This window comes from Streptomyces sp. SID5469 (assembly GCF_009862865.1).
In the GTDB taxonomy this organism is placed as follows: domain Bacteria; phylum Actinomycetota; class Actinomycetes; order Streptomycetales; family Streptomycetaceae; genus Streptomyces; species Streptomyces avermitilis.
Genome location: NZ_WWIN01000001.1, coordinates 1,023,134 through 1,036,673 on the forward strand (window position 1 = coordinate 1,023,134; position 13,540 = coordinate 1,036,673).

Below are 13,540 nucleotides of genomic sequence, written 5' to 3' on the forward strand. Positions count from 1 at the left end.
GCAAGGTGTCGATCCACAACGGGCCAGGCTGGTCGAGGCGTTGCGCGCCCGGCGACGAACGCAGACCCCCCAGACGCTCCCGATGACCGCGACCCAGCAGGGAATCTGGCTCGCCGAGCAGTTGAGCCCGGGCGTCTCGGGGTACCACGACACGGCGGTCCTGCGCATCGACGGCCCCTTGGACGCGGAGGCTCTGCGCTTGGCGTTGGGCGACGCCCGTGCGGTCCACGAGGCGATGCGGTGCCGTGTCATCGAGGCCGATGGAGAGCCCCGACAATCCTTCGACGCCCCCACACCGGAGTTGGCTCACACGGACCTGGGCGCCGTCGATGCGCAGACCCGGGCGGCTCGGATCGAACGATTGACAGCGCTGACCGCTACCGAACCTTTCGACCTGGAGGCGGGCCCACTCTGGCGTGCCCGACTGATCCGGGTCGAATCCGACGAGCACGTGCTGATCCTCGTCTTCCATCACCTGATCAGTGATGGCTGGTCCCATGGTGTGTTGCTGCGCACACTGTTGTCGCACTACGCGGCACGAGCGCAGAACACAGCCCTGCCCCCCACTCCCGATACATCCGCCTACCGCAGATGGCTGCTCTCCCGGGTCACGCAGGAACAGGCCGCGGTGGACAGCGGCAGGGCCCGCGAGGTGGCCACGCTTCTCGCCGAGGCCCCGTACCGGGCAGCACTGCCGGGGCTCAAGGGGCCACCGAGCGATCGGCTGGCGGCCGCTGTGGAACTCCCCGTGTCCGACGTGACATGGGCCTCCTTCGACCGGGCATGCAGGAGAGCGGGGGCCACTCGACACATGGGGCTGACGGGCCTGTTCGGCCACCTCCTTTCCCGGACCCTGAGATCCGAGCGCACGGTCCTTGCCTCACCGGTCGCGATCCGGGACGACCCGGACAGCGCGCATCTGATGGGTTGTCTGATCAATGTGGTGCCCATGGTGCTCGTGCCCCGCCCCACGGCCGACCCCGCGGCGGCACTGGCCGCAGGACGCGAGGCCGTCCTGACGGCCCTCCGGTACGCGGACGTGCCCTATCGTGACGTGGCCCGGGTCCTGGGGCCACTGACCGCGTCGGACGACCCGGTCACCAATGTCGGTGTAGAGGAGTTCAACGCTCCGCAGGAGCCGGTGCGCGTGGGCGATGTAGTGGTCAAGCCGATGCCACGCGGCCATGTCCGGCTGCGGCACGACCTCACACTGAGCGTCGCACGCAGTGGGGCGAGCGCCCAACTCCTGCACCCCGTCCAAAACTGGAACGTGAACGAAATACAGTCCCTCGCACAGAACCTGGCCGAGCTAATCAGTGACACTGCGGCGTCTGTCACCCCGGAAAAATGACATGTACGAGGAGAAGCACTACGCCACCCAGGCAGCGGCCGAACGAACGAACCTGAACACCCATCAACCTTAGCTGACCAGCTGATCAGTACCTCCCCGAGCATCGGGGGACCTCAGCACTCGGGGACCAGGTCACCGGCCGGGTCGCGCAGGCCACGATCGCCGTCCTGGTCCTGGGCCGGCGGCTGGGGGTGCCCGTCGCGGAGGTGCCGGTCCCGGAGGCCGATCCGCACCAGGCGCGGGAGGTCTTCCTGACCGGTACCGCATCGGAACTGGTACCGGCACGGGAGATCGACGGTCACCGCTTCGAGCCGTGCGGGCCGGTGTTCGGCCGACTGGCACGGGCCTTCCACGACACCGTCCGTGGCCGCGCGTTCGGCGACCTGGGCTGGTCGACCGGCGTCTCCGAGCAATGAGCGGGTCGGGCGGCACGCGTAACCACGGCCTAACCTCTGATCGCTAGTTTGGGCCCCGCTTCGAGCACAGCGTCGTCGCCGACCTCGCGGCGCACATCGACCGGTTCGCCGCGCGGCTGAGTGCCCGGGCGTGACCGCCACATACACCGTCACCCGCGGCTGGGGCGTCGACGGGCCACCGTGGTCAGGAGGGATCGAGCGTGCGGAACAACTGCTTCTGGGGTCCGGTGGTCGGCGACGAGCAGATCGCCGCTCTCGTTCGGCACTACGCCGGCCGTCCGGCCGCGCTCGGCGGATCGTCTGCCGCGACCGCACTCTCGCCCCAGCAGAGCGACCTGTGGCGGGCGGCGCGCCCGCTCGTCTCCACGCCGGTGTTCCTGGCGACCGTGGTGTTCCGGCTGCGTGGTCCGGTGCACCGCACGGCGCTGGCCGCGGCGGTCCGGCGACTGTCGCTGCGACACGACCTCCTGCGTACCGTGTTCGAGAACGGCCCGGCCCCGGCCGCACACCTCGGCGAGCCGCCTGAGCTGCGGGTGGTGGAGGCGCCTGACGCGGCCGCGGACACGGCGGAGGAACTCGTTCGCGGCATCGCCCGTACCCCGTTCCGGTTCGGCGAGGAGCCGTTGTTCCGGGTCACGCTCGTCTGCCGCGCCGAGGACGACTACCTGCTGGTCCTGACCTGCCACCAACTGGTGATCGACGGCTACGGACAGAGCCTCTTGCTGCAGGAGTTCACGAGTCTGTACCGCGCCGAAATACGCGGGGAGCCGGATGACCTGCCGGAGATCAAGCAGCCGTACCGGGAGACGGCTCGCCTCCTCCGGAACCCGGACCCGGAGGTACGCCGCGGTGACGAGGAGTTCTGGACGTCACGGCTCCGCGATCTGCCCGTCATGAGCCTGCCCGGCGATCGGCCGGGGCCCGAGGGGGCGACGCTGGCGCCCACCGGGGCCGTCGAGACGGTGCTGCCCGACCCGGACGGCGCCGTCGTCGCCGGGTTGCGCCGGCTTCGGGTGAACCTGTTCGCGCTGTTCGCCGCGGGGACGATGGCGATGCTGCATGGCTATACCGGGCAGACCGATCTCTGGGTCGCGACCGTGGTGGACAACCGGTTGACACCCGAGTCACAGGCACACGTCGGCCCACTGGCCGGACCGAGGGTCGTACGGGTCGGGTTCGCCGCCGACGCGACGTTCGGTGTGTTGGCGCGGGCGGTGCAGCGCGAGGTCTGGGCCACCATGGAACGCCAGCACATACCGTTCCACGACGTGATCACCGCGGCGACCGGAGACGGCGCCGACATGCGGAATCTCGGGTCGGTCGGCATCACCGTGACCCCGTCGATCCAGCTGCCCGACTGGCCGCTCGGCGACATGGAACCCCTGGAGTTCGACCCGCTGGAGGGCGAGCCGAGCACTGGTTCGCCGCTGGCGCTGCTCGTGGAGGAGCAGGCGGGAAGGTACCGCCTGCGTCTGGAGTTCGATGAGAGCCGGTTCAGTCACGGGCGGGCGCACGACATGATGACGACGATCGCCGATGCCGTGGTCGCCGCCACCGCGGATCCGCAGCGTTCGCTCGCTTCCTGGCGGGGTCCGACATCAGCCGACGACTGACCGCCCAGTCCCTGCCTCGTGACCTTGGGAGCGTCTCATGATCGCCGATCACCCGGCTCGGCACCCGAGTCCAGTCGAACAGTGGAACGAGACGCGGTACGACTACTCCGCGACCAGTCGCATCATGGATCTCATCGATTCGGCCGCGGTCAAGTACGCCGACGATCCGGCCGTTCGAACGACATCCGGAGTCGCGCTCACGCATGGCGAACTCGCGGCCGAGAGCTCACTGCTCGCCGAGCGTCTCGCGGCGCACGGCGTCCTTCCGCGCACGCCGGTCGGCCTGCTGGTCGATCACGTCCCGGAGGCCGTCGTGGCGATCCATGCGATTCTGCGCGCGGACGCCTACTACGTCCCGCTGGATCCACGATGGCCGGCGCGCCGCATGGCGGAGGTACTGAAGGCGAGCGACATCGGCCATGTCCTCGTCACGGAACCGTACCGCGGCAGGGCGAGCGACATCGGCGACGACATGACGATCATCGCGGTACGCCACGGCAGTGAACCCGAGGTGCTCGCGAGATCCGCCTCTCGGCCGTCGGTCCGGCGACACGAGGCCGGGCCCGCGGAACCGGACGAGTTGGCCTACACGATATTCACGTCGGGCTCCACCGGGCGGCCGAAGGCGGTGGCGGTCCGGCACACCAGCGTCGTCAACCTGATCCAGTGGTTCAATCGGCGCAACTCCGTCGACCCGAGCGACATCCTGCTGCAGGTAGCGGCGTTCAGCTTCGATCTGTCGGTGTACGACGTCTTCGGGGTCCTGGCTGCCGGTGCGAGTGTTCTCCTGCTTCCCGATGCCGAGCTGGAAGAGCTCGAGGAGATCGCGATCGCCCTCGTCGAGCACCCGGTGACGCTGTGGAACTCCGCGCCGGCCATGTTCACCGCCGTGACGCTGCTGCTCGACGAATCGTCCCGCCAGCACCGGGATCGACTTCGTCGGGTCTTCCTCAGCGGTGACTGGATCCCGCTGAACACCCTCGAGGTTCTCCGCCGTGAGTTCCCGCGCGCGACTCTGGTGGCGCTCGGCGGTGCCACCGAGGCCTGCGTCTGGTCGAACGACTTCGTTGTGGACGAGGTGGACCCGTCGTGGCGGAGCATCCCGTACGGGCATCCGATGCAGAACAGCCGGTACTACGTCCTTCACGACGATCTCACGCCCTGCGACATCGACGAACCGGGCGAGCTGTACATCGCCGGTGTCTGCGTAGCCGCGGGATACCTCGGCGATCCGGCCCTGACGGCGGACCGATTTCTGCCGGATCCGTGGGACCAGGGCGATGGTTTCACGATGTACCGGACCGGCGATCGTGCTCGCTGGACGTCGAACGGATGGGTCGAATTCCTCGGCCGCATGGACTCGCAGGTGAAGATCCACGGGTTCCGGATCGAGCTCGGCGAGATCGAGCAGGTAGCCATGCGGGTCCTCGACGTCGACGAGGCGGTCGCCCTGAAGCTGGACGACGGAGACTCGCCGTACCTGGCCCTCGCGCTCAGGGCTTCGGGAGAGCTGGACGCCAAGACGGTCAAGGAAAAGCTGGGTGAATGGCTGCCCAGGTACATGGAACCCCGTCGCGTGGTCGTATGCCGGACCTTTCCGGTGGGCCAGACGGGAAAGGTCGATCGCGCGGCGCTGCGGAAGCTCTTTCAGCCCGCCGGGTAGCGACCGTCTCGGAGTTATCGATGGGAGTCTCGATGTACGACGATCTCTATGACGTCATTGTGATCGGTGCGGGAGCGGCTGGCCTGACCGCGGCCACCATGCTCGGCCGTTCCATGCGAAGCACGCTCGTCATCTCACAGCCCCGGCGACGCAATTCGCCGGCGAGCTCGGTCAACAACGTCCCGTACGCCGACGGGGCGGCCCCGGCGGACATCTATCGGAAGATGGAACAGGACGCCGGTCGGTACGGCGTGACCCTGCTGTGGGACGAGGTCACATCCGTTCGCGCGTACGAGGACCACGTCGTCGTCGAGGGCGGCGCGAATCCCGGTCTGCGCTGCAGAAGGCTGCTCCTCGCCACCGGCCGCGTCGACGTCCTGCCGGCCTGGCTGCCGGACGGTGTCTGGGGCAGATCGGCCTTCGACTGCCCCTACTGCCACACGTACGAACGTAGTGGCAGCACGTTCGTCTGCGTGGGCACCGGGGACGAGACGCTCAAGTTGGCGGCCTTGTCGAGGCAGTTCGCCAAGCGGATGACGGTTCTCGTCGGGGACCCGTCGGCGAGCCGGGGAAGACTCGCCGGTCTGCTCTCCCGCCATGACGTCGAAGTGCTGTGCGATGAGGTGGTCCGTGCCTCCGCGGACCCGGCGGGCGGCGTCATCCTGGAGACGGCCCACGGGCGGACCCTCAGCGCCGACACCCTGCTGCTCGGCGATGTGGCCCGGCCCTATCGGAAATTCGCCGAGGACCTCGACCTCGAGCTGTCGGCGGACGGCTTCCCCGAGACGAGCCTGTACGGGATGACGTCGAATCCGCTTGTCTACAGCGCCGGGAACGTCGAAGGATCCCCGTACTTCATGTGGACCGGAGCGGCGAGCAGCGGGATCAACGCCGCCCGCGCGATCTGCGAGGATCTCGCCTTCGCCAGTGAACTGCTGGACGACTGGGAGTGAAGCTCACGCGGCCGGCGCGACCGCTACCGGCCGCGAGGCGTAGTGGACGAGCCCTTCCGCCACGGCTACGAACCTGACGAAGTGCTCGTGGTGCGTGAACGCCTCGGCGCTCAGCGTGGCGTCGACGCGCATCCGTGCAGGAGATCCCGGCCGGATGGCGATCCGCTGCGCGTCCGGGAACGTCATGCCGAAGTTCGCAGCCCCCGACGTATGGATGGCGCCGGCCGCGGTGATCTCCTGCGAGACGCTCGCGGCGGGTGTCATCAGCACGTCGACGGTGACGGTGCCCGGCCGCTTCCAGATACTCGGGCATTCGATGACAACCTCGCCGATGACCGGCTCGAGCGGGGAGTCGGCTGTCGGCCCGCACACGTTGCAGATCAGCGCGCGACGCCCGACCTGCTCGTACACCGGGTGCCGCGCGACAAGTTCCGCCAGCCGGCCCTTGCAGTACGGGCAGGCATCGTCGATCGGGCGCACACTCGTGTCGAGAATGCCCTCCCACATCTCGTTGAGGGCGGAGTGGCTCATCTTGCCGAACTCATGGAAGTCGGCGACCGCGCTCAGTTCGGCGTCGGCGATCAGGCTGCCCAGCCGGCGCAGCGGGCCGACGGCCTTCTCGGCGAGATCCGCGCCGAGGGCCGTCCTCTTCAGCGTCCGGGCCAGTTCCAGGATCTCGGCTTCCATGGCGACGATTCCGTCCGGCGGCATGAATCCGGTCGGCCCGAACTCGCTGAGCGCCCGCACGGTCCGGCCGAGTCGCAGCAGTTGCGGCTTCACGTCGCGGACGCCCTCGTGCGCGTCGACGCTGGGCCCGGCGTCGGTGGTGGGCGGGGGCTCGGATCCACCGCCCGCGGTCACCCAGGGCAGTCCGAGGACCGCGAAGTAGGGCAGCTCACGACCGCTGTCCCGGAGGTGGTCATTGACCGCGGCGCAGGTCCGCCCGGCGTCCGTGCCCGCCGCCACCGCGGTGCCGACCAGGTCGTTGATCGTGAGGTTCGGCAGCATCTGATGAACGGCACCGATGTAGGCCGCTGGAATCCCGTACTGGAACGCGCCCGCCAGTTGGTACTCGGCCGCCACCAGACCGGTGCCGGGGCGCCAGGCCATGCACGAGTTCGCGAACACGATGTCAGCCTGGACGCGGGCCGCCTTGATGACGTCCCGCGCCCGGACGCCGTCCCGGAAGCAGCGGTCCGAGAAGGCACAGCTCGGTGCGGCCGCGCCCTGGGCAGACGGCGCCCGATGTCCGGCATGGTCGCCGCAGATCACGGTGTCGCTGAGGATCAGTGCGTGTTCTCGCCCGGCCGACGCGAAGGACACGAGTCCGGTGTACTGCTCGGACAGCATCGGCTCGAGCACCGCGCGGCTCGCCCGGTCGCCGATGACCCATTCCGGCGCGGCGTCCGCGCCATCCGAGGCCGGGATTCCGCTCGCCGCCGCCTGCTGACGCAGCCAAGGGACCACGGTCAGCCGGCTCCGCTCCGGAGGTTTCCGGAGGTGACAGCTGAGTCCCTTGGCGAGCAGCCAGCTCAGCTCGGGAAGGTCCGGCCCGATCACGAATCCGATCGTGGCGTGCCGGCCATCATGCCGGTATGCGCTGACGACCTCCAGCGACTCGGTGACCATGTCGAGATCGATTTCGTCGTGCAGAGCGACGAAGACCACCTGCGTGGCTTCGAGGCGTGCGTCGAGGATCCGGCCCAGTCCGCCGGTGGACAGCGTCACGAACGAGCCACCGAAGCGATCTGCCAGCGCCCGTCCCACGGCCGTGGCCGCCGAGCCGGCCGGCGCCACCACCAGCGCGCCCGAGACGTCCGGGTCCTTGCGCCGGGCAGGTGCTCCCATCAGGCTCGCGAGGGCGGCAAGCCGGCTGTCGTCGACGCCCAGCATCGGCACGAGCGCCGGATCGCGCAGGTCACGCGTGTACGAATCGGCTGCCGTGTGGACGACGAACGGGCCCGTCTGCTCCATCGCTACTCCATTCCGCCTCGGTTCGGATCGATGGTGAAGCCACCCGGACGCCCCGCTTCGGCCGCGATTCTGCGGACTTCTCGATGATCGGCGGCGACCTGTGCGGGGTCGCTGTGCGCCAGGACCGCCATGCCCAGCCGTTGCGCGTCGAAGAGGTCGGACGTCTCCGGGACATAGTCTCCGTCTTGAACGTTGACCTGGAGGTGGTAGCAGCTGGGCAGGTCCACGATGGCGTCCAGGCGGGAGAGGCCGCTGACGACTCCGGCGGATCGCACGGCGAAGAAGATCGCGAGGGTGGTCAGTTGGAGCGGGTAGCCGTCCGGGATGTTCCGGTCCCCGGCCAAGTACCGCACCATGCGGTCGACGCTGTTGTCACCGGTCGCCAGCTCGCAGGTCCACGGGTGCCCGCCGCCCGAGAGCCGGGCGTTGACCTCGATGAGCAGCGGCCCGTCCTCGGTGACCATCACCTCGGTGTGCGCCGCGCCGAACGTGATCCCGAGCGCGTCGAGGGCCCCTTTGACGTAGCCGATGATCGCGTCGTTGCCCGGTGCGTCCATCGGCAGGATCTCCATGCTCGCGTACAGGGCGATGTGTCGCCGACTGGAGACCTTGTGGTACCGCACGATGTCGTTCACCGTGTGCCTGCCCTCGTAGCTGAAGGTGTCCACGGCGTATTCGACGCCCTTGACGTGCTCCTGTACGAGCACCTCGGAAATGGGCGAACCGTATCGGTTCGCCGAGCCGAGCAACCCTGTGACGACGGCACGCAGGTCATGTCCGCCGGGAACGAACCGGACGCTGTCCGTGCCGGCCGAGTCGACAGGTTTGACCACCAGATCACGGCCGGACAATCGCTCACGGGTGATCCAGGTGAGCGCGTCGCCGACGTCGGACGTACACAGAGACCTGATCGTCGGCAAGTCGGCAGCCGCGACGGCGGCGATCATGTCGCCCTTGTGGTGCCGCGCCGATCCGAGGTCTGGCGCGTTCGCCAGCTTCGGTGTCAGCACCGCGGCGAGCTCGTCGGCCAGTTTGACGCCGGTATGGGTCCCCGGCACGATCGCGACCGGATCGAGAGCCCGCAACCGGCCGACGGGCGGCCCGAGTTCACCGCCGTCGTAGGCGATGTGTTCGTCGAAGTCGGACAGGCGAAGCGTCGCGGAGTTCGGTGCCGAGAGCCCGGACAACGTCACGGCGCACGGCGAGAAGCCGCCCTGCCGGAAGGCCGGCGCGAGCATGTTTCCCGACGAGTACGGCTCGACGATGACCACGGTTCCTCGACGCATGTCCTGTCCGCTCCTCGGAAGCACGGCCCGGTTACCTCTTCTCGTCGATCCGGGCCGACAGGAGCGCGATCGTGCGACATTCCGTGATGTCCTTGAACATGACCCGCTTGCCGAGCGCCGCACGAACCTGGGAGATCACGCGAGTGGCGAGCAGCGAATGCCCGCCGAGGTCGAAGAAGTCGTCCTCGAGACCGACCTGCTGATCCCGGAACAGCTGCTGCCAGATCCCCAGCAGTACCGCTGTGGTGTCGACGGTGGACGTCGGCTCGTCGTCGCTCATCCGGCCACTCCTCTCTCCTGCGTCGCACGTGCCCGATTCCGGCCATGGTGCGCGGTGAGCTCCGCATTGACGACGGACATGATCGTTTCCAATGGCTCCGGGCCGAAGACCTCGTAGTGGTTGCCGTTCACGGACCAGGTCTTCAGGCTGCCGTCGACGAACTTCTGCCACGAGCGCGGATCCATTCCCTGTGCGACGCTGTCCGCCGCCGTGAACATGAGAACGTCCCCGCCGAAGCGGCCGGATCGGTGCTGCAGCAGGGCGCCGCGGTTGTTCGCGAAGACCTGAGCAAGCGCCGGAAGGTACTCGTCGGGGACGGCCGCCGCCGTGCCGGGCGACGCCTGGAGCACCCGGCGCAGCTCCTCCGTTGTCAGCTGCGGGTCGGCCGCCGCGGACTCGACGTTCAGCGTCGGGTCGGTCTGCTCGCCGTCCCAGGGGTAGCTGTCGAGGAGCGCCAGCATGGAGACCTCTTCTCCAGCGGCTTCGAGTATCACGGCCATGGCGTGTGCGACGTTGCCGCCGAATGACCAGCCCAGGAGCTGGTACGGGCCGTTCGGCTGGATGCGGCGCAGCTCGCCGACGAAGTCCGTCGCGATGTCCGTCAGCGTCCGGCCGACAGGTCCGGCCCCGCGGATTCCACGTGATTGCAGGCCGTACATCGGAAATCCGTCCGCCAGCCAGCGGCTCATCGGTGTGTAACACCAACTCAGCCCGAGGGCGGGGGGCATGACGAACACCGGCGTCCGGTCGCCCTCGGGACGGATGCGCAGCACCACGTCCAGGCCGTCGGCGGCCGGACCCGGCGTGCCGGATCCCGCCTCGGCCTGGTCCAGCCACCGATCGATCCCCGCCGGTGTCGGCTGTTCGAACATCACGCGTACCGGCAGTTCCGTGCCGAGCGTCGAGCGAATGCGGCTCACCAGGCGCACCGCCATCAGGGAGTGTCCGCCGAGCCCGAAGAAGTTGTCGTCGACCCCGACCTTCTCTGCCCCGAGGATCTGGGCGAACGCGCCGCAGAGGGCGTCCAGCCGCGGTGTGCGGGGACGTGTGGCGGTGTCCGCGGTCACCGGGACCGTCGTGTCGACAGCGGTCCTTCTCGCCGGCCGGGCGTCGACCGGAAGCGGTACGGCGAACGCACTGAGCGGCGTAGCCGGATTCGCGGTCACTGCGTCGATGATGTGTGTGGCGTAATCGGCGATGCGCTCGACCGTCGAGCGGTCGAAGAGGTCGGGACTGTACCCGAGCCAGCCCGCGATACCGGCACCGGCGCCTTCGTGCGCCTCGGGCAGGGCGAAGTTGAAGGACAGGTCGAATGTCGGGAGGCCGAGGAGGTCCACCTCCTGTCGCTCGGCGACGCAACCGAAAAGGTCGCGACCGGCGCCGATCCCTTCGTCGAGGACGACCATGACCTGGAACAGCGGGTTCCTCGACGCGAGCCGGACCGGGTTCAGCAGGTCGACGATCCGGTCGAACGGCATGTCCTGGTTGGCGTACGCCCCGATTTCGGCCTGGCGGACGCGGGCGAGCACCGTCTCGAAGGTCGGGTCTCCGTCCCAGGTGCACCGCAGCACCTGGGTGTTGACGAAGAAGCCGATGCCGTCCTCGAGCCCTGGACCGGTCCGACCCGACACCAGGCCGCCGATCGGGATGTCGCCGCCGCCCCCGAGTTTGGCGAGCAGGACCGCGACGGCCGCGCGCAGGGTCGTCAGCAGGGTGGCCCGTGCGGCCGCCGCCTGTGCGAGAAGCCGGCGATGCGCATCCGGCGAGACGGTGAACCGCACGCCGTCCGCACGTGCGGTCAACCGCGCCGGACGCTGCCGGTCCACCGGGAGCGGCAGCTCTTCCGGGAGACCGGCGAGGGTCTGTGCCCAGTACCGCGCCTGGCGGGCGATGATGCTCTGACTGTCGGACTCGCGGCCCAGCAGGTCCCGCTTCCAGATGCTGTAGTCCGCGTACTGCACGGCAAGCGGCTGCGGCTGCCATTGCAGTCCGTCGCGCCTCGCGAGGTACGCGGCGGACAGGTCACGCCAGAGCGGGGCCGTCGACCAGCCGTCGCCGGCGATGTGGTGCAGGGAGATCAGCAGGACGTGTTCCTCCGGGCTGATCGCCAGAAGCCAGGCACGCAACGGAGGCTCGGTGGTGAGGTCGAACGGCAGCGCGGCGCGCCGCGACAGCTCCTCGGAGATCTGGCCGCCGGCGACGTCCACCACGCGAAGCCCCGGCCGGGCGGCGGCCGGGTCGAGCACGACCTGGTGGGGCTCGCCTTGATCGCGGGGAAACACCGTACGCAGGATCTCGTGCCTGTCGATCAGCCGATCGAACGCCCAGGCGAGCGCGTCCCGATCCAGCGGTCCGGTCAGCTTCAGCGACAGCAGGATGTTGTGATCCGCGCTGGGTCCACGCAGCTGTTCGTAGAACCAGAACGTCGACTGCCCAGGGGACAGCGGGATCCTCGCCGGGCGGCCGGCCGGCCGGGGGCGCGGGCTCGCCGCGGCCGCCTGGTCGAGCACCCTCGCCAGACCCCTGGGGGTGGGCTTCTCGAAGACGTCGCCGAACGTGATATCCCCCGGGAAGACCGTTCGGATCTGGCCGACCAGTCGGGTGGCCAGCGCGGAAGTGCCGCCCATGTCGAAGAAGTCCGCATCGGCGTCGACGCTGTCCAGCCCGAACAGGCTCGCGAACATCTCACACAGCACCGGTTCGCTGGAGGATCGCAGCGACTGGACCGGAGTATCCGGTACGGACATCGACCACTCTCTGGGCTTCATGAGTCCCCTCACAGCTACGACGGCCACACAGGTGCGAACACCGACACCGGTCGGCGACAGACAGTGCGCTCCGGCTTGCCGGGCGACTCACCAGACATCCGTGACCGTCACCGGCAGGTGCGTGATGCCCGGCATGAAGTTCGAGCGCGGCCGTCGCACCGGACCGGGTATTTCGCAGCGGAGCCCTCGCCGCACGATCTCCTCGGTCAGCAGCGCGATCTCCCTGCGCGCCGCCCCCATGCCGACGCAACGGTGATGCGCGACGCCGAACGCCAGGTGCTGGTCGGGAGTGCGCCCCAGGTCCAGTCGATCGGGTTCGGCAAAGGCGTCCGGATCGCGGTTGGCTGGTGCATTCCACAGGGTCACGGTGTCGCCGGCCCGGATCGTCTCGACATCCGCGTAGCGGGTCAACGCCCCATGACCTGTGCCGTCCGGGCCGGCGTTCCAGTGAAGCGGAGCCTCACGGCGCAACCGCGCCCAGGCGGCGTGCGGGTCGCCGGAGACGAACAGGTCGAGATCATCAAGATCGATGGCCGTGGCCGACATGTTCTTCATCTCCCACGAGGTCGCCGGACGGACACGTGTCGGGCGCCCGATACCGACGCAGACTAGGGCGGCCGAGTTAGCCGTCGGTTATGCGGCGAGGCCGCGCGTGCCGGTACTTCGGCCGGCCGCCGCTCCCCCGGCGTGGGGCGGCGGAATCCGCGGCGCACTGCGTACGCGTACGGCGGTCAGGGACCGGGCGCGTTCCTGCGTGGCAGGCGAACTGCCGTCTACAGGTGCGTAGCTCTGGACTTGCCGGTACCAAGTCGCCGTGGGTGCGCCAAGACGGGCCGTCGCTGGATTCGGTGGGCAAGCTCGCCCTGTATCCGCCGGTCTCCCCCCCACAGCGGGTTCTCGCGTGCGAGGCGCAGGATCAACTCCCGCGTTTCTTCGGATATCGCGGGTCGGCCCGGCTTCTCGCGGGGGTAGGTCCACCGGTCGGCGACCAGCTCGCGATGCCAACGCAACAACGTCGCCGGAGTGCCGAAGAACCTGCTCCAACGCTGTCGGGGTTCCAACGAGCTCCGTGCCAGGAAATAGATCCACGACCACCGCATGGACTCCAACCATCGTCGCCCAGCCTCGCTCCCGTAGGGAAACAACCCAGGTCAACCGGCCGAGCCGGACGAGTCGTCTGTGGGCCGGTCGAGGGGCCGTCGCGCACATAACCGTCCGGAAACCACGAGTGGATAG

At 68.9% G+C, this 13,540-nt stretch carries 10 protein-coding genes; 5 read left to right on the forward strand and 5 right to left on the reverse strand.

Annotation, left to right across the window (positions count from 1 at the left end; translation table 11 throughout):
- The first annotated feature begins 82 nt into the window (after nucleotides 1-82).
- The 5 genes from GTY58_RS04585 to GTY58_RS04605 all read left to right on the forward strand — a co-directional run bounded on the left by GTY58_RS04585 (nucleotide 83) and on the right by GTY58_RS04605 (nucleotide 5,996).
- Nucleotides 83-1,351: a condensation domain-containing protein gene (locus tag GTY58_RS04585; RefSeq protein ID WP_141666396.1), complete on the forward strand. Its 1,269-nt coding sequence runs from the start codon at nucleotides 83-85 to the stop codon at nucleotides 1,349-1,351.
- 191 nt (nucleotides 1,352-1,542) lie between these two features.
- Nucleotides 1,543-1,767 (forward strand): hypothetical protein, encoded by a 225-nt coding sequence (locus tag GTY58_RS04590; protein ID WP_010982296.1) that lies wholly within the window; start codon nucleotides 1,543-1,545, stop codon nucleotides 1,765-1,767.
- 200 nt (nucleotides 1,768-1,967) lie between these two features.
- Nucleotides 1,968-3,380, forward strand: coding sequence for a condensation domain-containing protein (locus GTY58_RS04595; RefSeq protein ID WP_037650686.1), 1,413 nt, complete (start codon nucleotides 1,968-1,970; stop codon nucleotides 3,378-3,380).
- Between the two features lie 124 nt (nucleotides 3,381-3,504).
- A complete protein-coding gene (locus GTY58_RS04600; protein ID WP_159029032.1) occupies nucleotides 3,505-5,043 on the forward strand; it encodes an amino acid adenylation domain-containing protein in 1,539 nt (512 codons plus the stop codon).
- A gap of 20 nt (nucleotides 5,044-5,063) precedes the next feature.
- Nucleotides 5,064-5,996, forward strand: a complete 933-nt coding sequence (locus GTY58_RS04605) for an NAD(P)/FAD-dependent oxidoreductase (protein ID WP_037650689.1) — start codon at nucleotides 5,064-5,066, stop codon at nucleotides 5,994-5,996.
- 3 nt (nucleotides 5,997-5,999) lie between these two features.
- Here the strand turns inward: GTY58_RS04605 and GTY58_RS04610 are convergent, their stop codons facing one another.
- From GTY58_RS04610 to GTY58_RS04630, 5 genes are all read right to left on the reverse strand, one after another.
- Nucleotides 6,000-7,970: a hypothetical protein gene (locus GTY58_RS04610; RefSeq protein ID WP_010982300.1), complete on the reverse strand. Its 1,971-nt coding sequence runs from the start codon at nucleotides 7,968-7,970 to the stop codon at nucleotides 6,000-6,002.
- 2 nt (nucleotides 7,971-7,972) lie between these two features.
- Nucleotides 7,973-9,256, reverse strand: a complete 1,284-nt coding sequence (locus tag GTY58_RS04615; RefSeq protein ID WP_042492735.1) for an ATP-grasp domain-containing protein — start codon at nucleotides 9,254-9,256, stop codon at nucleotides 7,973-7,975.
- Between the two features lie 31 nt (nucleotides 9,257-9,287).
- A complete protein-coding gene (locus GTY58_RS04620) occupies nucleotides 9,288-9,536 on the reverse strand; it encodes a phosphopantetheine-binding protein (protein WP_010982302.1) in 249 nt (82 codons plus the stop codon).
- Nucleotides 9,533-12,283: a condensation domain-containing protein gene (locus tag GTY58_RS04625; protein ID WP_010982303.1), complete on the reverse strand. Its 2,751-nt coding sequence runs from the start codon at nucleotides 12,281-12,283 to the stop codon at nucleotides 9,533-9,535. Before GTY58_RS04625 ends, GTY58_RS04620 begins: the two co-directional genes overlap by 4 nt.
- 108 nt (nucleotides 12,284-12,391) lie before the next feature.
- Nucleotides 12,392-12,859: a cytochrome P450 gene (locus GTY58_RS04630; protein WP_010982304.1), complete on the reverse strand. Its 468-nt coding sequence runs from the start codon at nucleotides 12,857-12,859 to the stop codon at nucleotides 12,392-12,394.
- Nucleotides 12,860-13,540: the final 681 nt, after the last annotated feature.